Origin of the sequence: Viridibacillus arvi (assembly GCF_001274945.1) — a bacterium.
Classification (GTDB): domain Bacteria; phylum Bacillota; class Bacilli; order Bacillales_A; family Planococcaceae; genus Viridibacillus; species Viridibacillus arvi.
Genome location: NZ_LILB01000001.1, coordinates 1,310,254 through 1,334,248, shown reverse-complemented (window position 1 = coordinate 1,334,248; position 23,995 = coordinate 1,310,254). Strand labels below are relative to the sequence as shown.

Genomic DNA, 23,995 nt, shown 5'->3' with positions numbered 1-23,995 from the left:
TAAGCCCGGTGGAATACCGAACTCAGGTCTTAGAAGCTGCTTAACTAAATATGTCTAACTTTCTTGGGTCAGTTCAAAGACTGAGGATGCTTTTTTATGTTGATTTTAAAGATAGCTAGAAGGTACCACTAAATCTTATAAAGATAGAAATACCAACATTTGTTCGTTATTTTTTGCTATAATATTCATAAGAAAAAAAGCAGGAGAGATGTGTGATGGCGGAGCGGAAACAAAAAGGGAGAATAATTTTTCATATCGATATGAACTGTTTCTATGCCTCTGTTGAGCAAGCACATGATCCGACACTTAAAGGCAAAGCAATCGCCATTGCGGGTAACCCCAAGGAGCGACGAGGCATTCTCGTCACTTGTTCGTATGAAGCGCGTGCAAAAGGGGTTTACACGACGATGGCTGTGTGGGAAGCAAAGCGAAAATGTCCTGAGCTGATTTTGTTGCCACCCAATTTTGAACGCTATCGTATTGCTTCAAAAGCGATATTTGACATACTTCGAACATACACCGAACTCGTAGAGCCTGTATCCATAGATGAAGGTTATATTGATGTTACGGAACTTGTAAAAGGACGAGAAGCGATAGAGCTCGCAGAAACCATCCAAAAACGGATTTTAAATGAATTGGATTTGCCATCATCTATAGGAATTGCGCCTAATAAGTTCTTAGCTAAAACAGCTTCTGATATGAAAAAGCCTATGGGCATTACTGTTTTAAGAAAGCGTGAATTACCTAATATTTTATGGTCGTTACCAGTTATTGAAATGCATGGCGTTGGTGAAAGCACAGCAAAAAAACTAAACGAACTAAAAATCAACACAATCGGTGATTTAGCACAAGCTTCTGAAGCCTTTTTAAAAAGTAACTTAGGTAAAAATGGTGCAAGGTTAAAAGACAGAGCAAATGGTATTGATAACAGGGAAGTCGATCCAAATTCGATTTATGATACGAAAAGCGTAGGTAATTCCACAACCTTGCCAATCGATTTAGTCGAATGGGATGAAGTTCGTAAAACAATCGATGGTCTTTGTGAAAGAGTGGCAAAACGTCTTTCAGCTAAAAATTTAGCAGGCCATACGGTATCCATTCAAATTCGGGATGCTGATTGGCATAACTCAAGTCGTAGTAAAACCTTTTCTAATGCCATTTATAAAAAATCAGATATTCTCGAAATAGCGCTTGATTTAACAAAAAAACATTGGCATGGTGAACCTGTTCGATTACTTGGCGTGACAGTGAGTAATGTGATTGACCGCAAGGAAACAGCAGAGCAGTTATCCATTTTTAACTATGAGCAACACGCCAAAGAGGAACCAATTATCCAAGTAGTCGAGCAGCTCCAAAAGAAATTCGGTAAAGAAATTATTTCTAAAGGAATGAAAGAAAAGAAAAAGCCTAATTATGAATCACAAACGAGCTTTAGCAAAGACTTTTTGGAAGATCATAAGGATTAATGAAAAAATCTTTTGGGGGAGCATTATGGATAAGATAAATCTAGAGTATGGAAGTTTAAAAGTAGTCTGTTCTGATGATTGTGGAAATGCACCTAAAAAGAAATTACTTCAAGAACTGGCTATTGCTTTTGCGAAAAACGATCAAATTTTCATTCTTGAGCATTTGAAGGATGATGTTAGTTGGGATATCGTTGGTAATAAGCAAATTCAAGGCAAAAATCATGTTGCTGAACTGTTGACACAAATGGAAAAAGACAGAGCAACAGAGTTACATATTAATAACATTATTACACATGGGAGCACTGGTTCAATCAATGGCACCATAGTTTTAGAAAATAAGAAGAGCTATACATTCTGTGATATCTATAATTTCACCAGTGCCGGAAGAAATTCAAAAATAAAAGAAATAACTTCCTTTGTAATTGAAGTGAAATAAAATGGTTTAAAATACGTAAAAAATCTTTATTATGTCTTTTAGTAAATTAATCTTATTGTGCATAGTCAAACTAAAGCGCGAAGTATTACAAAACGCCACTGAAATAATTTAATTTCAGTGGCGATTATTTTATACTTTTTTAATTTTAATACGATAAGAAAGACATTTAGATAATGTTACTGTTTCTTTATATGACCAGTTTTCAAAATCCATTGCACCACCAGGGAAAATGCTTATAACTTGGAGGTTAGCCAGATTACATAGTTCAACAATTTCATCAGGTGTATAACAAGATAAAGATTGTACAATTCTGTCATCAGGGTTGTTCATTTCCCATAGTGTATCAGTCATTCGATTATTTTTCTCTTCATAGCCATATTCCCTTAATACTTTAGCAGATGGATCTGTAGCCATTTGCATGCCATTTGTTTTTTTCCAATACTCGGGCTGATATATATCGATAAGTCCGATACCATCATCTTTTAGCCAATTGAAAATTCTTTTTAGCAAAGCAAGTTGATCTTTATCTGTCCCTATTCCAAAACCGTCAATATAAAGTAATGCATCAAATGTTTGATTAAGATCGATATTATAAAAACTACCGCATAATGATGTTATATTTTCATTATTATATTGTTTGGCAAACTTGACCATTTCTGATACAAGCTCAATTGTCGTTACCGATTTATCAAAAGTAGAAAGGGCTCTAGCTAATAGTCCATTGCCTGCTCCTAACTCTAAAACAGACTGAAAGGGCATCCCGATTTGTTCGGCTATTTGGTTTGCAAGTTTAAAATCAGACTCTTTTAATATTTGTGTCTGTGGATAAAGTTCAAATTGTCGTTTATAAAAATGTTTTACCCAGTTAGATTCCATTTTTCATTCCTCCTGTAATGTAATATCATTACAGAAAAATCACCAAGTTTCTAATCCCCATAAAAGAGCACCTCCTTTATACATTAAATTAATAATACCATTAAAGAGTAGGAATAATTAGATAATTAAATATTATAAGTAATAAATAGATACCCCTTGTATCAATGTCCATATGGTGATTGATGCGCATCTTTTTTTGTTATACTAGTTATAAGAGTTATCAATACAAAAGCATAAATAGCAAGGAATCATTATGAGGATTCTTCATATGTTGATCATTGTATATACCGTAAGGAGGACTTCATTTGCATATACAATTTTTGGGTACAGGTGCTGGAATGCCGTCAAAAACACGGAATACAAGTGCACTAGCCGTTAAATTATTAGAAGAACGCGGTACATTTTGGCTGTTTGATTGTGGTGAAGCAACGCAACATCAAATTTTACATACAACACTAAAGCCAAGAAAATTAGAAAAAATATTTATCACTCATTTACACGGAGATCATATATTTGGGCTCCCGGGTTTACTTAGTTCTCGTTCTTTCCAAGGTGGAGAAGAATTACTTACCATTTATGGACCAGCAGGTTTAAAAACTTGGATAGAACAAACATTACAACTTTCTCAAACCCATCTTAATTATCCTATTGAATTTGTTGAGGTTACTGAAGGTGTAGTGTTTGAAGATGATGGATTTTTAGTTACAGCAAAACCTTTACAGCATGTCATACCTTGTTTTGGCTACCGAATTGAACAAAAGCCGCTACGAGGGACATTGCAAATTGAAAAAGCAATAGCTTTGGGTGTTCCTAAGGGTCCACAATTGGGTCAATTGAAAAATGGCTGTGACATTACTTTAGCAGATGGTCGAGTAGTTAAAAGCAGTGATGTGACAGATCCACCTAAAGATGGATTTATCGTTACGATTTTAGGAGACACACGCTCGTGTGAAAATGCTGTTTTATTGAGTGAAAACGCGGATATTGTCGTCCATGAATCAACATTCGATCATGCAACGGAAGCGCTTGCTGCTAATTATGGTCACTCCACAAATATGGATGCAGCAAATATAGCTATTAAAGCAGGAGCAAAAAATTTATTGCTAAATCATTTAAGCGCAAGATTTTTCCCACAAGATATAAAAAAGATGTTACAAGAAGTACATGAAGTGTTTGAAAACGCCTATATCGTAGCAGATTTTGAGGAATATGAGTGGCATCAAGAAAAATTAGCTCCTTTTAGTCAACAATAGAAATAAGAAAAAGCTATCCATTAAATTTTGGATAGCTTTTTTGCAATAAAAATAGAGTAACAACAAAGCTGTCTGAGTCATACACCACAGCTTTATCAAAGACTCAAGTTAACCTTCAGTAATAATTAACATATCATTCTCATCGAACTCCCAGTTTTCCCCGTAAGCAACTTCCCAGTAATAGCCGTTTGGATCTTGGAAATAGCCACTATAACCACCCCAGAATACTGTTTCAGGTTCTTTCACAATTTTTGCACCAGCTTTTTTTGCTAATACAAATATTTCATCAACTTCTTCTTTTGACTTTCCATTATAAGCAAGGGTAAATCCACTAAAGCCATTGCTAATTGCAGGTGGAGTATCTTCATCAATATCTTGCGCTAAGCGATCAATTGGAAATAGAGAAATTTTTGTTCCACCATTATTAAAGAAAATCACATCTGGATCGGCGTCGTTCCCGTATACAAATACTTCAAACCCAAGTCCATCTCGATAAAAATGTAATGACTTTAACATATCTTTAACACCCAAAGTAACTAAATTTAAACGATTCATTCTCCAATCCCCTTTAAATTACTCTATTTTTTAAAACCTTATAGATGTAATTCTATTTAAGTTTCAAATAACCTTCTTTTATTAGAGGACAGACCTTTTTACGTATAGAAAAAAGCATATTTTGAAAAATTTCTTTCAAAATATGCTCATATTGGTTATCACAAAATTCACTTGGAGTCATTACTTAGCAATATTTTTTAAAGCCATATAACTTTCTTCTTCTTTTTCCGTCGTTCTCCATTTTCCGAACAACATAAGACAAAGTGCAATTGCTACAACACTTCCAGCAAAAATGAGCGCAACATTGTAGCTCTTATAAAATGCTGCCAACTTGCCAGCGATTAATGGTCCAATAATTTGCCCAAGTGCATAAAGGGTCGTTAGAGCAGATACAACACTTGCACTCTTTGTTGGGAATAGTTGTCTTGCATAAGACGTGGTCATCGTCACGATTCCAACAAACGTCATACCAAATAAAAATGCCGATGTCATTACACCGAAAATAGTCGGAGAGACGATTGGCAGTAGAATACCAATGACTTGCAAAATATACGCAATCGAAATGATACGAACAGGTGAATATTTTGACATCAACATAATCCAAAGAGGAGCAGATGGAATGGCGCCGATACCTACAACAACCCAGCTATATGATGCATACTCTCTTAAATTAGGAATTTCATGAATAATATCAACTAAAAACGTACCGGTCACAATATAGCCAAGACCTTCTAGCCCATATGCAAGTGCCATCCAAGGCATAAATCCTTTCCATACCTTCTCAGCTACAACAGCCTTCTTATCCTGTTCATGAGCTGTCAACTTACGCCACAAGAACATCGTCGTCAATACGAACAAAACGGATAACACACCAAGCCCAATCCAAGCCCCTTGCCATGAAAATGCCGATTCCAAAATAGGTACGAAAATGCCCGAAAGCGCAATTCCTAAACCAATACCACTAAAAATATAGCCAGACCATTTCGTCAATAAATGACCAGCCAGATAATCCATCAACATACTAGAAGTTAATACAAACATCAATCCGCCTGTAATCCCTGCGATCAAACGTAAAATCAACCAAATCCATAGACCATCAAGCATCCCCATACCAAAAACAGAAAGTACATTGATGACTGCACACCATCCAAGAATCCCCTTCGGATGGCGGGTAATAAAGCCAGCCCAAAGTGCCCCAATAAAATAACCTACATAATTTGCAGAAGCTAGCATCCCCGCAGTTTCTACAGATAATCCAACATCTTGTCTCATAAATGGCAAAATCGGAGTAAGTGCAAAGCGGCTAATCCCCATCGCCACCACTAAAAACAAAATTCCCCCAATAATCATCCCAGCATGTCTTCGATTCACCAAAACACCCCCATATGTAGAAAAAAAGACCAAAAACCTTAATAACAGTATAAATTAGTGAAAGTATTTTGGATATAGAAGAAATTGTAAAACTGTTATAGAGCTGTGGGGAGGATGAGCGAGATCTAGTAGCGCTAAAGGGAGTGAGTAGCGCTAAAGCGGGAGTGAGCAGTGCCAAAGGGGTAGCGAGTAGCGCCAAAAGGAGAGCGAGTAGCGCCAAAGGGAGTCCGAGTAGCGCCAAAAAGAGTGAGTAGCGCCAAAGCGGGAGCGAGTAGCGCCAAAGAGAGCTCGAGTAGCGCCAAAGGGAGCTCGAGTAGCGCCAAAGGGAGCTCGAGTAGCGCTAAAGTGAAAGCGAGTAGCGCTAAAGAGAGCTCGAGTATCTCCAAAAAGAGAGCGAGTAGCGCTAAAGGGAGTCCGAGTATCTCCAAAAAGAGTGAGTAGCGCCAAAGCGGGAGCGAGTAGCGCCAAAGAGAGCTCGAGTAGCGCTAAAAGAGAAAGCGAGTAGCGCTAAAGAGAAAGTGAGTAGCGCCAAAGGGGTAGCGAGTAGCGCCAAAGAGAGCGAGTAGCGCTAAAGGGAGCCCGAGTAGCGCCAAAAAGAGTGAGTAGCGCCAAAGCGGGAGCGAGTAGCGCCAAAGAGAGCTCGAGTAGCGCTAAAGTGAAAGCGAGTAGCGCTAAAGAGAAAGTGAGTAGCGCTAAAGAGAGCTCGAGTAGCGCCAAAGGGGTAGCGAGTAGCGCTAAAGGGAGTGAGCAGTGCCAAAGGGGTAGCGAGTAGCGCCAAAAGGAGAGCGAGTAGCGCTAAAGGGAGCCCGAGTAGCGCCAAAAAGAGTGAGTAGCGCCAAAGCGGGAGCGAGTAGCGCCAAAGAGAGCTCGAGTAGCGCTAAAGAGAAAGTGAGTAGCGCTAAAGGGAGCGAGTAGTGCAAAAGGGAGAGTGAGTAGCGCCAAAGGGGTAGTGAGTAGCGCCAAAGGGGTAGTGAGTAGCGCTAAAGGGAGTGAGTAGCGCCAAAGCGGGAGCGAGTAGCGCCAAAGCGGGAGTGAGTAGCGCCAAAGCGGGAGCGAGTAGCGCCAAAGAGAGCTCGAGTAGCGCTTAAGAGAAAGCGAGTAGCGCCAAAGGGGTAGTGAGTAGCGCTAAAGGGAGCGAGTAGTGCCAACGGGAGAGTGAGTAGCGCCAAAGGGGTAGCGAGTAGCGCCAAAGAGGTAGTGAGTAGCGCCAAAAAGAGCCCGAGTAGCGACAAAGGGAGCCCGAGTAGCGCTAAAGCCAAGCCCTAGTAACACAAAATCACGCAAACACTCCACAATTATCATACTTCCAAGCAAGAAAGCATCAACCGGAACATATGTATAACTATCTAAAGGGGGATGGAAATGAGAATAAACTGGAAAATTCGATTTAAAAACCCGCAATTTTGGTTTCATATGTTTTTGGCAGTTGCTTCATCAATAGGGGGATATCTCGGTATTACAGGGGAGGATGTCAGTACTTGGCCAAAATTATATGATGTCCTACTTCAAGCTATTTCAAATCCTTTTGTTTTATTTACGGTGATCGTTGCTGTTTATAATTCTGTTATTGATCCGACAACGAGTGGCATAAGTGATAGTAAACAAGCTCTCCGATATACAAAAGTAAAATGTGATGAAAAATAATAATCCTGAAAAAAATCGGTACAAGTTGACCACACAAAAAATGATTTAATTAATACATTAAACTGAGGAGGAAATAGAACTTCTAAAATAATAATACCTCTAATAATCGAAGCCTCATTTATAGATGGGAGGGGTACTATGAATATAACAGAATTTGTTGCTGCATTAATTGATGATATGATTTGGCCAATTGTCATACTACTGGCTATACTACTGTTTAGAAAGCAAATAGGTTTTATACTAATGAATCTCACCAAATTTTCTTTCAATAATATAGAGTTGGATTTTGGAAAAAAACTAGAACATTTAGAAAAGAATTTAAATAACTCTGACCTAATTGCGAACAAACTTTTTGAACTTGATAGTATGGATGGTGAAATTCTCAGAATTGCAAAAGAATCACCAGGCGAGTCGATTTCAATGATTTGGGGAATGGTAGAAAACGAACTACAAACTACTGTACAACGACTGTGTATCAACCAGTTAAATGATGAAGTAACATTTTCACATAAAGACATTCGCCTATTAAAAGAAAATAACCTAATAGATGGAGAAATATTTACAACTTTTAATGAACTTCGAAACATGGAAATCCAGCTATCTAAAGGACAATTTATAAAAAAAGAACCAACATATACTGATGCTTTAAAATACTACGACCTTTCAAATAAAATCATAATCATCTTTAACGATGTAAATATTACGGTACTTTTGTCAGAAGAGTAAAAATAGATTAGTAGAATTCCTCCTTGTTAAAATATAAAAGAGCGCTGAAATTCAGCGCTTTTTTATATGCGAGGAAAAGTTAATTCATTCAATTTGAGTAGAGCTGATATATCTTTGATCACCTTTTAGGGTAAAACCAATCTTTACTTTAAATAATTCTCTATAATTCAATTAATACAAAGGATAGTAAATTACTTAATATACTCGCGCTCAACTTTGCAAATCTTTACGCTGTAATTTTGATACCAATCGTTTATCCCTTTTTGTTGGGCAACTTGATGTGCTTGATTCTTTTTCCAATTGCTGATTGCCTCTAAGCTATCCCAATAGGAAATAGTAATCCCGTATCCTGAAGTATCGCGAACACTTTCTACTCCTAGGAAACCAGGCTGTTGGCTAGCTAGTTGATCCATTTTCTCTGCCATAATACCATAGCCGTTATCACCTTCAGTTCGTTGGCTCGAAAAAATAACTGCATAATGCGAACGCTTTGATTCATGAACCATGCTTATCAGTCCCCTCATACATAAAATTCTATTATCTATTGATTATACTATTGAGAATTTAAAAGAGGAATAACTGCAGAAATACCCAATCACTCATTTAATACCTATGACACAGCATCATAAACACCTACATACACTATTCGAAAAGGAGATTTTCGCCTAATGAATAGTAATTGTCCCTTAAGTATTGTGACGAAACAATATTTGAGAGCGTACTATAAGATCTTGGATACGATGATAAAAGATATGACTAGTGTAACGCTTATGAAGAGTATTTCAGATAATTTTATTATGCAGATAATCCCACATCACAGAGCAGCAATCGAAATGCCATAAAAAGTAACCACATTAGGTGTATTAATCAATTGAATAAGGACAACTTCCTAATTATGTATATACGAATATTTTACAATATTGAACGAAGAAAGGAGGGATGGGAAGATGTTCTATTATGATCCATACGGCAATAAAATGGCAATCAATACCTTTTTGAATCCAGTTCAACTTACAAGATATGTAGGTTTTATGGTGGATATCCAGATGAACAACGGACAACTGTATTGTAATGTTCGTTTGGATTCTGTTAGTGAATGGGGAAATGCAATGACAAATCCTAATTTCGGTGGAGTTCAGATTACAAGATTTGTTAACGGCATTCCACAACAACTACCCCTACATTCAAGAGATATACAAACCATTACCCAAGCCGGTCAGCTATGTCAAAACACGCAACCTCCGTTTCCGCCAAATCCTCCGAGACCCCCAAGGCCACCAAGACCGCCATGGTGTAGGTTCGCACCCCCAGGATTCCCAGGTTGTTAGGAAATTGAATAACAAACTAAAAAAACAGGATTTATATGCAAATATAAGCCTGTTTTTTAATGAAATTAAAATATTAAACAGATTGGACAAGTAATTTACTATGCCATTGACTATTGGACTAACATTTCTCTAAGAGTGAAAAATTAGAGTCGATACTTGATGTTACAGGAAGTGGACTTTTTTATATGGTAAAATACAGTAATTACTGTAATGAGGGTAGGGGATAGTGAATGCACAAAGTCCGTAAAAATATCGCAACCATTATACTAATCGTTACAGTAATGATGAATGTCTGGACTATATTTGAGTTTATGAAACGTAAATCATTTAAATTTTTAAAATTTGGTTATACAATTTATAAATCAACCGGCATAAATATAAATTATCCACATATTAATTTAAAGAAAAAACAATTTATTGGGACAGTGCAATATAAGAATAGAATTTACATGACTGGATTGGTCGATGTTCAATCTAATACGTATAAGGTAAAAGGTAGTGTTGAAAATTTTTTACCGTTAACAAAAGACAAAGCGTATGAACAAATGAATGATAGTGAGTATATAGATCACATAAAATACAATGCGCATTTTTTTGTGCAAAACAATATAAGTGATTTTAATAAGTACCATCAGGAAATGATACAATCTTTACCTTCTTATAAGATTTAATTTTTGAATTAAATTATGAAGTAGACAGGAGGGAGAAAATTGACTGAAAAATATTGTCCTTTATGTGGTGAGGAAAACAAATGCATGGCAGGAATAGAAGGTAAAAATACGTGCTGGTGTTATATAGAGAACTTTCCTAAAGGCATTTTTGATTTAGTTCCACAAGAGAGTAAGGGAAAACAATGTATTTGTAAAAACTGTGTAGATACATATAGAGATGAAAATGGTAAGACAAAATAAGATTTCAACTTTGTAAAATATGAAAGTGTAACCTAAATACAGAAGGAGGAATCAATTTGAATAAAGCGACTGTGAAAAGAAATGAAAAACGAATCGTAATATTAATAGTTATGCTGTTTATTAGTGTTTTGATTTATCCCATTGATAAGGGGTATGCTTGCTCATGTTCTCAGCCTGATCCTCCAAAAGAAGCTTTAAAGGGCAGTTCGGCAGTTTTCTCAGGTAAAGTTATCGACACAGTTGATAGGAACAAAAATAATGTAATACAATCTTCTGCAGATCCAATAACTATTCTATTTGACGTAGATAAATCCTGGAAAGGTGTTGACCAAACACAAGTCATTGTTTACACAGAAAGGAGTTCGGCCAGTTGTGGCTATGGATTCTCTTTAAATGAAAAATATTTAGTATATGCATATGAGGAAAATGGAGAATTAAGAGTTAACGCTTGTTCAAGAACTGCGCCTTTATCGGGAGCGAAAGAGGATATTCAAGCTTTAGGAAAAGGTCAGAAGCCTACTGAACAAGTGACACTAGATTTAGAAAACATTAAGGGGCAAGAAAAAACACCTTCTGTAAACGTAACAAATAATAAACAAATATATATTGCATTAATATTGTTAGTACTTTTGGTAGCTGTTGTAATCATGAGAAGACATCGAAAAAAATAACTATGAATTTGATACATAAATAGGTACTTTGAATATAAAAGAAAAGTCGATTCCTTCACTTCATTGGAATTCGACTTTTTTATTTTTTATATGCTATTCAAAATAATTATTTCTAGAAATAAAAGTGACCAAATTATAAATTTATAAGTTTTCTAGATAACTTTTTTAATTATAAAGCATACATGAGTAATGATTATAAATGAGGTCACTTCCTATAATTTCCTTTGTGAGATAAAATGAAATCATTATCGATTAAAAGAAATTATAGAATTGAGGGGGGAATTAGATGAAACGAAACGCTATTAAACGATCTTCAAATAACTATTATGAACAGCTTTTCTCGATTGATGAACAAATCTGTACTTTACTAAAGCAACGCAAGGAACTTTCAATTGACCATCCAGGTTTTCCACCTGATGAAGTGCTCTCAAAATGGGCAACAAAATTTGATTTGTATGAAGAATATTTAAGTTCGTTATTTGGAACAGTTAGAATGCATGAATATTTTAAACCTCAAGTTGAACCTAGTGGGTTTAGAAATCATCTACCAGTTTTGAAATCAGCTGAAGTTGATGGGAAATTTTACACTGTAACGTTTATAAGACAGTTTGAAAATGCCAGTGTTGTCCATCTTAACATCGATTGGAATGAAACAAATGATACACGAATCAATCTTCACTTAAATCATAATCATTTTGCGTTGTCTATTGGACAAGCTTATGATTGTCCAATAGACAGAGCGTCAGGATCGACTGGGAACATCGTGCATACATTCATTGTTTCCCCACCGTTACCTGACGACATTTCGGGGATGACATTAGTGTTTAAAGAATACAGCGATGTCTTTAATGCTAAAGTAACAGGGCTGGAGATTGTCATACATTTGGAGTAGTGCAAATGTATAGAGTAAATAATGTTGTTTAATTCGATTTTAAATTCTTAATTTTCGCTTTCGATAGTTGACATAAGAAAGTGTTGTATCAAATTTGAGCAAGATCAACAATTTTTCGGATAACCGTTTCAACTTCAGTGGAATCTTTAATGACAAATAAATGGTCTGCCTCACCTTCAATCGGTGCGACCACATCATCTTGATTCGTTTCATTGTGCTGTCGAGTAAGCACTTCAGCAAAAGTTGATGCGGTTCTTAGTATGGAAGTATCACGCTTACTTTTCGCAACACGATCTTTAAGAACATGTTCAGGAATATCATGACTCACAAGAATACTCGTAAATCCTTTGCTATGGAATTGTTCGAGTAGTTTCAAGCGTCCTTTTCGATTACGATTTGAGTTAGATAAAATAAGATGGCAATTTGTTTCAGCAACAGCATAATTAACAATGGTTTGTGTCAGAGCGTATTTAATTGTATTCTTTCCTTGTTTCGGTAATAGTGTTTGGTAATTCATTTGAAGGAATTCAGCATGCTTATCTTGATCAATGACAACAGAGTTAAACATCTGATTTTCTAAAGCTTTTGCAAATGTAGTTTTACCGCTATGGGTTTTACCTACAGTCATAATTACTAATCTATTCATAAACATAACTCCAATCTTGAAAATTCAAGGTAATCTGCACTTTTCTTGAATATTGATATATTAATTGTACAGTAAAAAATGTAAAATATATAACAAATATTGGATTTAATGCGGTTATTAAAAATAAAGAAAAAGGTGGAGTAACTAGATGATGAATGAAAGATTTCCTATAGGAGAATTCGTTTGTACGGAACACATTTCAACAGAAGAAATAAAGTCTTGGCTAAATGAAATTCGTACGTTGCCAATGAGATTAATGGAAGTAGTCCATCATTTAAGTGACGAAGAACTAGAGTATACATATAGAGAAGGTAGTTGGACTATTAGACAAATTGTCCACCACATTGCAGATAGTCATATGAATGCTTATATCCGTTTTAAATTAGCATTAACAGAAGAAAATCCAATAATTAAACCTTATGCTGAAGAGAAATGGGCGGGGTTGCCTGATTCAAAATTATCCATCGTCTCTTCTTTGAATATCATTGAATCCTTACATGAGCGTTGGGTTCATTTAATTGAAAATGTAACTGATGAACAACTAAAAAGAGCATTTATACATCCTGATTCTGGTATTGTATCGCTCGAGAAAAACATTGGTATTTATGCATGGCATGGTAATCACCATTTAGCTCATATAAAAAATGCTTTAAAGTAATAAAAAATTATTTAACATAAATGAAGAAGAAACTATTTTGAACAATCTTATTTTCAAAATAGTTTCTTTTTGTTTGCGGTTAAATAATGAGCAGTTGTTTATTTGTTTTTAAACTTTACTCCAAACCTACATGGTGACTGAAAAGTAGGCTATATATGCTATTCAATTCAATTTCCCCAACAATCTTCTCTAGGCATTCACCTATATCTCTTCTTTCGCATACCTTACATCTATAGAAAAACTTCTAGTTAGAGAGGAGATTTTTTTAAGGTGAGCGGAAAAGCGTTACATTATTTTTTTGGAGGAAATACGGCAAGAGGTTTCTTTAGCTTATATGATTCTAATTTTGCGGGATTAGAGAAGGTCTTCATATTAAAAGGTGGTCCAGGGACTGGGAAATCGACTTTGATGAAGAATATTGCGAATGACTGGCAGGAAAAAGGGTATGATGTAGAATTCATCCATTGTGCTTCTGATTCAGATTCTGTTGATGGTGTTATTTTTCCTGCATTAAAAATAGGAATAGTTGATGGGACGGAGCCGCATGTCATAGAACCTAAGGCACCTGGTGCAATTGAGGAGTATGTGAATCTAGGAAATGCGTGGAATTCACAACAACTTAGCACAAAAAAAGATGACATTATTCAATTGATGAATGAAAAAGATGAAGCGTATGCGCAAGCTTATCATACTTATGCAGAAGCTTTAGCAGTTCATGATGAATGGGAAGAAATCTATATTGCCAATATGGATTTTGAAAAGTTAAATGTGTTGACTGAGGAAATAAAGACAACATTTTTTGGAGAAATTCATTTAAATAAGGAAGCAGATGTCCGGCATCGTTTTTTAGGTGCAGCTACTCCAATAGGTGCTGTAGACTATGTGCCAAATCTAACTGACAACATTCGGAAGCGTTACTTTTTGAAAGGTAGACCTGGTTCCGGAAAATCGACCCTTCTGAAGAAATTAGCTTCTACAGCTGAAGAAAGAGGCTTAGATGTAGAAATCTATCATTGTGGGTTCGATCCAAATAGTTTGGATATGGTCATCCTCCGAGAACTTGGTATTGCGATTTTCGACAGTACTGCACCTCATGAATATTTTCCATCTCGTGAAGGCGATGAAATAATTGATTTATATCATGTTGCCGTTTTTCCAAGAACGGATGAAATTTATGAAGAGCAAATTTTGGGGATTTCCAAACGATACCGAAATAAAATGAACGAGGGAACAGCATGTTTAGCAAAAGCAAAAAAATCGCATGATAAGTTAGAAGCGATATATCACGAAGCAGTTGATTTTTCTATTGTTGAAGGGATACAAAAAGAAATCGAAAACACGATTATTGAGCTAGTAGAAGGCTCATCTGTTAATGAGTTTAGCTAACGTATTTTATGAATAGCGCGTATCTTAATTGGGTGATCAGTTAGATTATGTATCTTAATTAAAAGTGTTTGAGTTTTAATGTGAAAAATCTATAAGATTAAGTTACTGGAGAAATCCAGTAACTTTTTTTAATATGCTAAGAGGGAAACCCTTACTTTTAAGATTGAATTGCTAAGCAACAACCCAAAGAATAAAAGTCTCCCTACTAAACACATTTTAACAAATCCAAGTATTTGTAGCAGTGTAAATAGATAACGTTCCATTTCAGATGTATTGGACTTTATTATTTATCAATCGTCTCAGTAAATGATTTTCTCTGAGATTTTAACTTTTTAATTTTTACGTTAATATTTTGTATGGAATCCTCATTGAGCTCCACTTTTCCATTTTTTTGGTGTTTTTTCCACGCTTTGAAGTTATTACGGTATAAGTACTCAGATAAGCGATAAATATCAGTATTTTGATTTAATGCGTCTTTGTATGTGTCTTTTACTTCTTTTTCTACTTCTTTAATTACCCCCTTTTTAATTTCCTCAGACGAAACGTCACCATGAAATTCACTAACAGTGACATTCATTTTTAAATCAATATCAAATTTTACATCACTCTTTCTAACTACGGGTTTTACTTTCACTTTTAATTTATCTACAACTACCGTGAATTCTACTGAGTCATTAGAATCAATCTTGACTGTAACTTCGCCACGTTTCGTATCTTTTGTCATCCATTGTAATCCACGTATTTTATCTGCGGGCATGTACCCTTTAAACTCTTTCGGAGAGAGTAATCCAACTCCAGATAAAGCTGTGGTATTTGTTCCGCCTTTTTCGTTCGCCCACGTTTTGTTTACAGATATAAATGGAATCGCAATTTCATGATTCGGTTCATTTAGTCCAATTATTAGCTCGCGGAAATTGATGGGTTTTATAAATGATTCTTGTTCATATGAATTTTCTGGGTCACCCAACTTAGACAATATAAGAGCTTTATTAATGATTGGTGTGGCTAACAGTATATCCTGAATAGCATCATTAGTACCATACATCCAGATTTGATATCTGGTTTCTCTATAACGAAGGAAATTATCGATAATAGGATTTGCTCTCCCATCTTTTAATGCTTCCTCTGTGAAAATGATAAACGAAAAGAATCCCCAAAAAACTTTTTGATCGATGGAATGATATAACTTGAAAATTGCATCATCAATTGTTTTACCTTTAGCATGACCTACTTCCGATTGTACTGGGTTAGTAACAGGTTGTTCGGTTTTTGCAGTATTGGTAAAATCAATAATTTGAGCATATACTTCGTATTCACCATCTTTAAAATCCACTCCAACACCATGAATATAAAGCATCCTTTCAGGTTCATCTACATCCCAACAACCTGAAAGTAGAGCAGAGAGTATTAGTGCAATAATCAATATTCTCTTATTCATTTTTATCCTCTTTTGTCCGTGTTTTATCAAGAGGGTCTAACATATTTGGACGCTCATTATAGTTTTTTGGAGGAAGTCTAAATATTGTCTTTTTAATTGTTGACCAACTTAAATCTGAGGAAATATTCATGTATGGCACTCCGAATGTACGAATACTTGATAAGTAAAAAAGTGTAAAGTAAAGTGACATAAAAAAACCAAATAACCCAAAAAATGCAGTAACTACTATAAAACATATACGTAAAACACTTACTGCAGTAACAAGGGACTGGTTGATTAGTGTAAATGTTGCAATGGTTGAAATGGCTATAATGACAATCATTGCTGGACTTGTTACACCTGCTCGAATAGCTGCATCACCAATTATTAATCCCCCAACAACACTAATAGTTCCTCCAATGGCAGAGGGAAGGCGTAAGCCCGCTTCTCTAAACAATTCAAACATGAGGAGCATGAGGAGCATTTCAATCGCAGAAGGAAGTGGAAGCCCAGTATTCAATTGTACAATCGTCGCTAGTAATTGCAGTGGTAATTGATCTTGATGAAAAGTAGTTAAAGCGAGCCAAAATGCAGGAAGGAGCAGTCCAATTAAAATGCTAAATACTCGTAGAACTCGCTCAAATGAACTGAAGATGATCGTATTTTCATTATCCTCTCCAGATTTTAAGAGTAAAAATAAATTCACTGGTGTGATGACTGCATAGGCTACACCATCAACCATTATTATAAAACGACCTCTGACAAGGGATTGAATCGCATGATCTGGCCTTCCTGTATAATCTGTCCGTGGAAAGAGCATCCCGCTTTTAATAATGCGCTCCATTAGGAGATCTCCACTAAAAACAATATCTGTATCGACAGAATTTAACTCTTTTTTGATTTCGCTCAATATTTCTTTATTGGCAATATCATCAAAGTAGAGAATGGCTACGGAAGTTTTTGAACGTTCCCCCAATTCTAATTTCTCGACGCATAATGAATTTGTAGGTAATCTCTTTCTTATTAAGGCAATATTAACTGAAATATCTTCAATGAAGTTATCTCTTGGGCCTTTGATAACCATTTCCATTCGAGTTTCTTCAGGATTTCGATTAGGTTTTTTAGCAATATTACTTGAGTATAGAAGAAGCTCGTCCTCAAAAAAAAGAAGTAAGTGTCCAGAGAATACGAGTGAGATTGCATCTTCTTTATCTTCAACTTTTAATAAATCAGGAAGTATTAATTCAATTTTCACGGCTTCATCCAAAGTTTGATCTATGTTGTTAGATAGAAATTCTTGAACTCTTTGGACAATAACTTCATTTAATAGCTGTTGATCTATCATTGCATCACAAGTAATAAAGTGTACTTTATGTTGATTGAATGTATACGATTGAAAATGAACATCCGCAGACTTTTGAAATAACTGCCTCAAGGTATTTAGATCTATTGTCTTTTTAGCTGATGTCATCATCCTTCACTACTTTCTGGAAAATTATTTTATTTGGGCCTTTTTAGCTGATCTTCCTGAAAAGAAAGCTATAATACCAAGGAAAAGAGATAGTATTAAAAAGAAGAGAAAAGTAACAGTCAATAAATAATGCCCCTTAATTTCAAGAAACTTACTGTCACTCATTAGGAATAATGATAAAGAAATAAAGAAGAAAGCAGGAGCTAACGTTAACCAAATACGCTTTTTCTTCCCGTTCAAATTGAAAATATCTACAACAACATATAGTAGTAATCCAACTCTAATAAATGCACCCGTAAGCCATTGATAAATTGAAAGAAAATCAAGATGTTCAATAAAACGACCTATTGAAATGAGTCCCCACTCTTCATAAGCAGGGTAAGTTTGTTTAGCAGCTTCAGTTGGTCCAAATTCAATGATTGCCCCAACGAGTGGCCCTAATGTTAATCCCATTAAAATAAAAAGCATAATCGCGAAATGGTACCACCGAATTTTGCCTTTAATTTGATGTTGAAGAAATAACAACAGGATGAGCTCTATAAATCCGGAAGCTGGATATACCATTCCTTTGAAAACGGGTTGTAAGCCGTGTTCAAAAAAAGGACGCAATAATTGGGGGTCTTTAACTTGGATGTTCGTAAATGCTACAAAAAAGCCAAAAATAACTACTCCTAAAAGTACCATTACATTGATCATCGCAATGGTTTGTAAGTTTGATGTGACAAGTAAGATACAAAGAATTGTATATATTATCAGCATAATTAACATAGGAGTTTTAGGTAAAAAGGTAGTTGTAATCCACTGTAAAGTTTCTCTCATCGTAAAAGCAGCCATAATAATGAGGTAAATGGCAATAATATATAGCACTATAGTAGAGCCAACTTTGCCTATCTTACTTTTTAGCCAATCTTTAATCGGCTCTTGTTTTGATTTTTTATGAATATAAACTAAGAGAAACAGCCAAGGAAAAAGTGCCACTGTGGCTAATATGATTGAAGCCCATCCATCTCTCTCAGCAACTTTTAATAATGACGGAATAATAGTTACATGATTTTTTAAACCGATGACGGTCATCGACAAGAATATGACATGCAATATACTAATTGTACCGATGTTTTTCACATTACACCCTCTAACATCTATTGGTAGCTATTAGTTTTGCCAATAATGGGGAAGTTTATAAGGACTATAGAATAAAAAAATAGAACCACTTGAATTATGTAGATTCAAGTGGTTTTAGCTGTTTGCAAATTTTATTAGGAACTTAAAGGTTCTTCGAGAGAATACAATAATTTTTCTATTTTATTTTCGCTGGCTTGGACCCATCTACTTTTATCTTCGATATGACCATCTTTATCCAAGGGCTTTTGAAATTGACTAATCCCAGCTACGGTAGCTAATGCATTTTCATCACGGTCTAATCCAATATTGACAACATGTTTAATGACATAAGGCGAACCGAATGCTATTAAAGCTTCATAGTGATCTAATTCGCCCTCTAATACTATAAAAGGAAGTCTTAAATATATCGTCTCTCCAGCGTCGCGCCATAAAATGCTATCAAATTGTCCTTGATCATACTCAAAATTCGAGGAAAAGTCACAACCATATTCTTCGAAAATATCTCGAATATATCCAAAATGAGTTTTTCTCCCTTCAATAGGGGATTGTAGTCTTATCATTCATATTCCCTCCAGTTAAAAAAGATTATAACTATTCTTTACAAAATAAAGAATCTCATACAAAAAAGTAACGGGAATCGAAATAGAAGAGAGGTATATCCTAAAAAACATGAGATTAAATTGTAGCTACGTATATTTTATAATCTATTTTCATTTCAATAATCATAAAAAATTTTATTTTTAAATAAATAATCATAGGTATTTCTTTTTGGGACAACATAAAGTAAGAAAAAATCTCAAGAGGTGATGATCATGATTATTGAAAGGTCGTCTAAGTGGGAAGAAGACTTCATAAACAAACTAGAGAGTGATGGTGAATGGGATAGTTGGAAACTCTACAATATGAGTTACGACGTAGTGAAAACAAACCTTATTACTGAATTTTCGGGGCTCCAATCTCCAAAATACTTACCTAACTTAACACCACTAACTCATCAATTAGAAGCAGCTGAAACAGTTATCGAAAGGATGAATGGAAAAGCGATTCTTGCAGACGAAGTTGGTCTTGGTAAAACGATAGAAGCAGGTCTCATACTGAAAGAATATCTTATAAGAGGGCTTGTGAAAAAAGCATTAATATTAGCCCCAGCTTCTCTTATCAATCAATGGGTAGAAGAATTAAATTATAAATTTTATATTCCTGTAATTGCATATAAAAAAAATATTCAGTTAGATCAATACGATATAGTAGTCATGAGTATGGATACGGCAAAAAAGAGTCCTCATCGAGAGGCGATATACGCTCAAGATTATGACATGATTATTATTGATGAGGCACACAAACTAAAAAATCATAAAACGAAAATCTATGAGTTTGTCCAAAGTTTAAAGAAGAAGTTTTGTCTATTATTAACTGCTACGCCTATTCAAAATGATGTATTTGAATTGTTTTATCTCATTTCTTTATTAAAGCCTGGACATCTAGGTAATTACGAAATGTTTCAGTCCTCGTTTTCAGCAAGCAAACATGATTTAGAGCACGATGAGTATTTAAGAGAATTAGTTAACCAGGTGATGGTAAGAAATAGAAGGCAGGATACAGGGATTGAATGGACAAATCGACAAGTGCAGATTATCCCGATTCAATTTACAGACGAGGAAAGAGAAGTTTACAATTTGATTTTGGATTTAAAAGATGTATCCTCCGCGTTTTCGGGCGCTTTTTCAATGATTACTTTGCAAAAGGAAATGTGTAGTAGCAAGGAAGCCACTTACTTAACCTTAAATAATATGCGTCAAAATTGTGGTGACCAAGAAGAGGAAGATCACGTTGAAGGAGTCATTCAAAAACTAATGGCATTGGAAGTAAATTCGAAAGCGGAGAAAACTTATGAGATTATTTCCAAGACAACTGACAAGGTTATTATTTTTACCGAATATCGAGCAAGCCAGGCTTATTTGCAGTGGTATTTGAATTCAAAAGGTATTACAAGTGTTCTTTTTAATGGGAAATTCAAGAAAAGTAAACGTGATTATATGAAGCACTTATTCAAGGAACATGCACAAGTCCTCATTGCAACGGAAGCAGGAGGGGAAGGGATAAACCTGCAATTCTGTCATCATGTCATAAACTATGATTTACCATGGAACCCGATGAAGTTAGAGCAACGAATTGGCCGTGTCCATCGTTTAGGACAAGAACATGACGTTCAAATTTATAATCTAGTGACAGATAACACAATTGAAAAAGATATATTGGACATGCTCTACGTTAAAATTGACGTCTTTGAAAAAGTAGTAGGGGAATTAGATGACATTTTATCTGCATTATAAAAGTCCATGTAAAAGAAAAAGTAACGGTGGTAAATGTTTTTTGCCCGAAAAAGATGCATCAGGAGAATTCAGAGGAGGGTTTACATGTTCCCGCAACAAGTTCATAGTTACTTACGGGATTTTTTTCTAGAGAACGATTGTCATATTGTAAATGAAAGTGACCATTACATTACTGTACAATTATCGATTGATATGGATAAACGGATTATGAACCGTCCTTTCTATTGGAGATATTTAGAAAGCACGAACGGTGTACCATGTCCGGCACAATTAACTTTAATTACAGACCAAACAAAGCTTGATGGCAATATTAAAGGAGAGGTTGTACATTTCGGTTCTCCTCGACTCAATCAATTGTTTCGAGCAACCAAAGAGTTAGGTGCATTTGTACAAATGTTTGAGAATGTGAATCATCTTGAAACAAAAACCATTTTAACTCCATGGCTTGCTGTAAATTATAAAGTGTCATATTACTGCGATCAAACAAAAGAAATGCTGTATTCTTTTGGCTTAAATCTAATGACGGGCCAACTTTTAGATGGCTTCCAAGAATCATTAAGTGAAGTGGATTTAGTAACAGCTATGCCGGAAAATGCATTTGAGCTGCCTTATATTATAAAACCGATTCGCGCTTTAGAACGATTAAATGTAGCAATAGAAAATATCGTTCAACAAGATGACCATACTTGGGCTGAAGAAGCGAACAAAAGATGGCATAAGGCTCAACAAGTATTAGAGTACTTTTATGATGGGGTTGAAGATAAGCCGGAAAGTTACGAAATGGAGAAGCAAGCATTGGAGGAACAATACGACCCTAGAATTAAAATCGAAGTAATAAATGGTGGGTTGTTTTATTTGAAATAATGAGTACTGATGCCATTTTGTATGAAACTAAGGGATGAAATTTGATTATTAAAATGCACCTATAATAAATGAAAGTACATTACTAAGTAACTGTAGTAATGTACTTTTTTGTGTGAAGAGAGAAGGGGATGAAGTTGAAGAAAAGTTAACCCATTTTATTAAGCTCTAAATATCGAATTGAATGTTCAATTCTTTCGTTGCTTCCAATTATACAAAAGTGTAGCGAAAAGGTTTGCTCCCAAAAACAATAAATTTCCTTGTACACTAAAAGTTAAAACTTGTGTTTCGAAACTCATCTTCTCATAATATTCTTCTTTCGTTAAACCCAATTCCTTTATTTTCTTATCGGTTTCTTTTAAATGTGTAATGTAATTATATTGTATTGGGACTAAAATCAGCGATAATAAAATATAAGCAGCAACAATCCATAATGTTATATTTAAACCCATTTTAAAAATCCCCCTTTCATAAATGTTTATTCAAAAAGGTCGGTTTCTCTTCACTTATACATATATATACGCATGCATGCTATTTCTGATGCACTTCATTTCTAACTATTTGCTTTTTAGTTGAACTGTCATATTGTCTAAAATATATCTTTCATTATTAAGTCCGAGGACACTGGTTGCTTTCCAATTTCTCTAGCCCAAACTGATAATTGTCCGATATGATGAATTTCATGTGTAATGATGTGATGAAGAATTTTATTATATGAAAATTGCAATTTATCACCATTCTTCTGTGGGTAAACGAGAATTTTCTCTTCAGCTTCATTAATATACGATTTGATGAAATGCTCTGTAATGGGCTTTGTTAGAGCGTTGAATTCTTTTATCGCATTCAAATTTATTATTTCATTGATATCTTTTTCAATAATTGGTGTTCCTTGCATTTGATTGATCCAGAGTTGTTCACAGTCAATAACATGAAATAAATTTCTGAGAATACTTCCCATGCCACCTGCTCGTTTCTTTAAAAGTTCTTCATTTGGAATGGTCTCACACCATTGGAACCATTCTTCTCTAATTTGCCAATTATATTGAAACAATTCGTACATATAAATGTATCCTCCTTTTTTATTTGATAAGTTCAAGTTTCTGTAACGCAAATTCAATTCCATCTTCATTTGAGTCTTTAGTTATAAAATTTGCGACCATCTTTAATCTCTCATGTCCATTGCCCATGGCGATGCCGTATCCAACAAGTTCGAGCATATCTATATCATTTTCCCCATCACCAAAAGCAATTGCCTCGGATGAATGTATATTGAAGTGTGCCAAAACTTTCTTAACAGCAATAGATTTAGATACATCTTGCTCTAATACATTAAGAATAAAGGGATGCCATCTTTTAAATTTTAAGTGTGGAAATTTATGAACATATTTTTCTATCGATTTTTTATCCGCATACAAACACATTAAATATACTTCTTTGTTAATAATTTCTTCATCTGTATTCGGAAATTCATTTAAAGATAGTGTTTCATTTAAAGCTTTTAGAGTAGTTGGGTTTTGTATACCATTCATTGAAAGTACTTCTGTGAAAAATGATAAACTGTGTTGGTTTTCACAAGCAAATTCATTTACTTCTTTCACAATAGCTCTTGTAACAGGGGTTTTATGTATAATTTGATCTTGATGTTTTACATAAGCACCATTAGCTGTAATGAACGTGTCTATTCCTAAATCTATTAATTCTGCACACATTGATAGCGGTCTACCAGTTGCAGCTACTACTCTAATACTGCTATTTTTTAGCATCTGTATAGCTTTCTTTGTACTTGTTGAAATACTGCCATCTTGATAATTAGTAAGTGTGCCATCAACGTCAAAAAATACAATCTTATAGGTCATAATAATTCTCCTTTATTTATATGGGAATTCTTACTATTTATTGTAACTGGAAAGGGAAAACAAAAACAGCTTGTAATTTTTCATCACAGGCTGTTTTATCAAAGTATAAAATATAT

General features: G+C 34.9%; 27 protein-coding genes. 15 read left to right on the top strand and 12 right to left on the bottom strand.

The features are described 5' to 3' along the window. The first annotated feature begins 215 nt into the window (after positions 1-215). Together AMD00_RS06285 and AMD00_RS06280 are read left to right on the top strand one after the other, a co-directional pair. Positions 216-1,466 carry a DNA polymerase IV gene (locus tag AMD00_RS06285; protein ID WP_053416193.1) on the top strand — a complete coding sequence of 417 codons (1,251 nt, stop codon included), beginning with the start codon at positions 216-218 and terminating at the stop codon, positions 1,464-1,466. Positions 1,467-1,491: 25 nt separating this feature from the next. Next, positions 1,492-1,902 (top strand): nuclear transport factor 2 family protein, encoded by a 411-nt coding sequence (locus tag AMD00_RS06280; protein WP_053416192.1) that lies wholly within the window; start codon positions 1,492-1,494, stop codon positions 1,900-1,902. Between the two features lie 129 nt (positions 1,903-2,031). On the opposite strand, the gene AMD00_RS06275 is transcribed toward AMD00_RS06280, so the two are convergent. Continuing rightward, positions 2,032-2,778: a class I SAM-dependent methyltransferase gene (locus AMD00_RS06275; protein ID WP_053416191.1), complete on the bottom strand. Its 747-nt coding sequence runs from the start codon at positions 2,776-2,778 to the stop codon at positions 2,032-2,034. A gap of 305 nt (positions 2,779-3,083) precedes the next feature. Here AMD00_RS06275 and rnz point away from each other — a divergent pair, with 305 nt between their 5' ends. After that, positions 3,084-4,031, top strand: coding sequence for a ribonuclease Z (gene rnz, locus AMD00_RS06270; protein ID WP_053416190.1), 948 nt, complete (start codon positions 3,084-3,086; stop codon positions 4,029-4,031). A gap of 108 nt (positions 4,032-4,139) precedes the next feature. Here the strand turns inward: rnz and AMD00_RS06265 are convergent, their stop codons facing one another. Together AMD00_RS06265 and AMD00_RS06260 are read right to left on the bottom strand one after the other, a co-directional pair. Beyond that, complete coding sequence (locus AMD00_RS06265) at positions 4,140-4,586, bottom strand: VOC family protein (protein WP_053416189.1); 447 nt, start codon at positions 4,584-4,586, stop codon at positions 4,140-4,142. A gap of 180 nt (positions 4,587-4,766) precedes the next feature. Next, a complete protein-coding gene (locus AMD00_RS06260; RefSeq protein ID WP_053416188.1) occupies positions 4,767-5,957 on the bottom strand; it encodes a YbfB/YjiJ family MFS transporter in 1,191 nt (396 codons plus the stop codon). Positions 5,958-7,319: 1,362 nt separating this feature from the next. Here AMD00_RS06260 and AMD00_RS06255 point away from each other — a divergent pair. Together AMD00_RS06255 and AMD00_RS06250 are read left to right on the top strand one after the other, a co-directional pair. Beyond that, positions 7,320-7,601, top strand: a complete 282-nt coding sequence (locus tag AMD00_RS06255; RefSeq protein ID WP_053416187.1) for a phage holin — start codon at positions 7,320-7,322, stop codon at positions 7,599-7,601. A 138-nt stretch (positions 7,602-7,739) separates the two neighbouring features. Further along, on the top strand, positions 7,740-8,327 hold the full coding sequence (locus tag AMD00_RS06250; RefSeq protein ID WP_053416186.1) for a hypothetical protein: 588 nt from the start codon (positions 7,740-7,742) through the stop codon (positions 8,325-8,327). Between the two features lie 191 nt (positions 8,328-8,518). Here AMD00_RS06250 and AMD00_RS06245 read toward each other — a convergent pair whose 3' ends face one another. Continuing rightward, positions 8,519-8,833, bottom strand: coding sequence for an antibiotic biosynthesis monooxygenase family protein (locus tag AMD00_RS06245; protein ID WP_157059185.1), 315 nt, complete (start codon positions 8,831-8,833; stop codon positions 8,519-8,521). A 162-nt stretch (positions 8,834-8,995) separates the two neighbouring features. Here AMD00_RS06245 and AMD00_RS23155 point away from each other — a divergent pair, with 162 nt between their 5' ends. From AMD00_RS23155 to AMD00_RS06220, 6 genes are all read left to right on the top strand, one after another. Beyond that, positions 8,996-9,169: a hypothetical protein gene (locus AMD00_RS23155; RefSeq protein ID WP_157059184.1), complete on the top strand. Its 174-nt coding sequence runs from the start codon at positions 8,996-8,998 to the stop codon at positions 9,167-9,169. Between the two features lie 105 nt (positions 9,170-9,274). After that, positions 9,275-9,655 (top strand): hypothetical protein, encoded by a 381-nt coding sequence (locus tag AMD00_RS06240; RefSeq protein WP_053416184.1) that lies wholly within the window; start codon positions 9,275-9,277, stop codon positions 9,653-9,655. Between the two features lie 230 nt (positions 9,656-9,885). Beyond that, entirely contained in the window at positions 9,886-10,326 is a 441-nt protein-coding gene (locus AMD00_RS06235; RefSeq protein ID WP_053416183.1) for a hypothetical protein, read from the top strand. Between the two features lie 39 nt (positions 10,327-10,365). Next, positions 10,366-10,566: a cysteine-rich CWC family protein gene (locus AMD00_RS06230; RefSeq protein WP_053416182.1), complete on the top strand. Its 201-nt coding sequence runs from the start codon at positions 10,366-10,368 to the stop codon at positions 10,564-10,566. Positions 10,567-10,622: 56 nt separating this feature from the next. Further along, entirely contained in the window at positions 10,623-11,237 is a 615-nt protein-coding gene (locus AMD00_RS06225) for a hypothetical protein (protein ID WP_053416181.1), read from the top strand. Between the two features lie 286 nt (positions 11,238-11,523). Continuing rightward, on the top strand, positions 11,524-12,129 hold the full coding sequence (locus tag AMD00_RS06220; RefSeq protein ID WP_053416180.1) for a hypothetical protein: 606 nt from the start codon (positions 11,524-11,526) through the stop codon (positions 12,127-12,129). An 88-nt stretch (positions 12,130-12,217) separates the two neighbouring features. Here AMD00_RS06220 and AMD00_RS06215 read toward each other — a convergent pair whose 3' ends face one another. Then, entirely contained in the window at positions 12,218-12,775 is a 558-nt protein-coding gene (locus AMD00_RS06215) for an AAA family ATPase (protein ID WP_053416179.1), read from the bottom strand. A gap of 148 nt (positions 12,776-12,923) precedes the next feature. Here AMD00_RS06215 and AMD00_RS06210 point away from each other — a divergent pair, with 148 nt between their 5' ends. Both AMD00_RS06210 and AMD00_RS06205 read left to right on the top strand, forming a co-directional pair. Beyond that, a complete protein-coding gene (locus AMD00_RS06210; RefSeq protein ID WP_211258619.1) occupies positions 12,924-13,433 on the top strand; it encodes a YfiT family bacillithiol transferase in 510 nt (169 codons plus the stop codon). Positions 13,434-13,703: 270 nt separating this feature from the next. Beyond that, positions 13,704-14,819: a PRK06851 family protein gene (locus AMD00_RS06205; protein WP_053416178.1), complete on the top strand. Its 1,116-nt coding sequence runs from the start codon at positions 13,704-13,706 to the stop codon at positions 14,817-14,819. A gap of 283 nt (positions 14,820-15,102) precedes the next feature. Here the strand turns inward: AMD00_RS06205 and AMD00_RS06200 are convergent, their stop codons facing one another. The 4 genes from AMD00_RS06200 to AMD00_RS06185 form a co-directional block, all read right to left on the bottom strand. After that, complete coding sequence (locus AMD00_RS06200; RefSeq protein ID WP_053416177.1) at positions 15,103-16,257, bottom strand: Ger(x)C family spore germination protein; 1,155 nt, start codon at positions 16,255-16,257, stop codon at positions 15,103-15,105. Further along, positions 16,250-17,707 carry a spore germination protein gene (locus AMD00_RS06195; RefSeq protein WP_053416803.1) on the bottom strand — a complete coding sequence of 486 codons (1,458 nt, stop codon included), beginning with the start codon at positions 17,705-17,707 and terminating at the stop codon, positions 16,250-16,252. Before AMD00_RS06195 ends, AMD00_RS06200 begins: the two co-directional genes overlap by 8 nt. Before the next feature lie 24 nt (positions 17,708-17,731). Next, on the bottom strand, positions 17,732-18,829 hold the full coding sequence (locus AMD00_RS06190; protein ID WP_053416176.1) for an endospore germination permease: 1,098 nt from the start codon (positions 18,827-18,829) through the stop codon (positions 17,732-17,734). Between the two features lie 134 nt (positions 18,830-18,963). Then, positions 18,964-19,389, bottom strand: a complete 426-nt coding sequence (locus AMD00_RS06185; RefSeq protein ID WP_053416175.1) for a YugN family protein — start codon at positions 19,387-19,389, stop codon at positions 18,964-18,966. Between the two features lie 252 nt (positions 19,390-19,641). On the opposite strand from AMD00_RS06185, the gene AMD00_RS06180 reads away from it, so the two are divergent. Both AMD00_RS06180 and AMD00_RS06175 read left to right on the top strand, forming a co-directional pair. After that, positions 19,642-21,162: a DEAD/DEAH box helicase gene (locus AMD00_RS06180; RefSeq protein ID WP_211258618.1), complete on the top strand. Its 1,521-nt coding sequence runs from the start codon at positions 19,642-19,644 to the stop codon at positions 21,160-21,162. 84 nt (positions 21,163-21,246) lie between these two features. Next, entirely contained in the window at positions 21,247-22,026 is a 780-nt protein-coding gene (locus AMD00_RS06175) for a YqhG family protein (protein WP_053416173.1), read from the top strand. Positions 22,027-22,211: 185 nt separating this feature from the next. On the opposite strand, the gene AMD00_RS06170 is transcribed toward AMD00_RS06175, so the two are convergent. The 3 genes from AMD00_RS06170 to AMD00_RS06160 all read right to left on the bottom strand — a co-directional run bounded on the left by AMD00_RS06170 (position 22,212) and on the right by AMD00_RS06160 (position 23,879). Further along, positions 22,212-22,475, bottom strand: a complete 264-nt coding sequence (locus AMD00_RS06170) for a DUF3949 domain-containing protein (protein ID WP_053416172.1) — start codon at positions 22,473-22,475, stop codon at positions 22,212-22,214. 137 nt (positions 22,476-22,612) lie between these two features. Beyond that, positions 22,613-23,083: a DinB family protein gene (locus AMD00_RS06165; RefSeq protein ID WP_053416171.1), complete on the bottom strand. Its 471-nt coding sequence runs from the start codon at positions 23,081-23,083 to the stop codon at positions 22,613-22,615. A gap of 19 nt (positions 23,084-23,102) precedes the next feature. Further along, entirely contained in the window at positions 23,103-23,879 is a 777-nt protein-coding gene (locus tag AMD00_RS06160; RefSeq protein ID WP_053416170.1) for a Cof-type HAD-IIB family hydrolase, read from the bottom strand. Positions 23,880-23,995 lie beyond the last annotated feature (116 nt).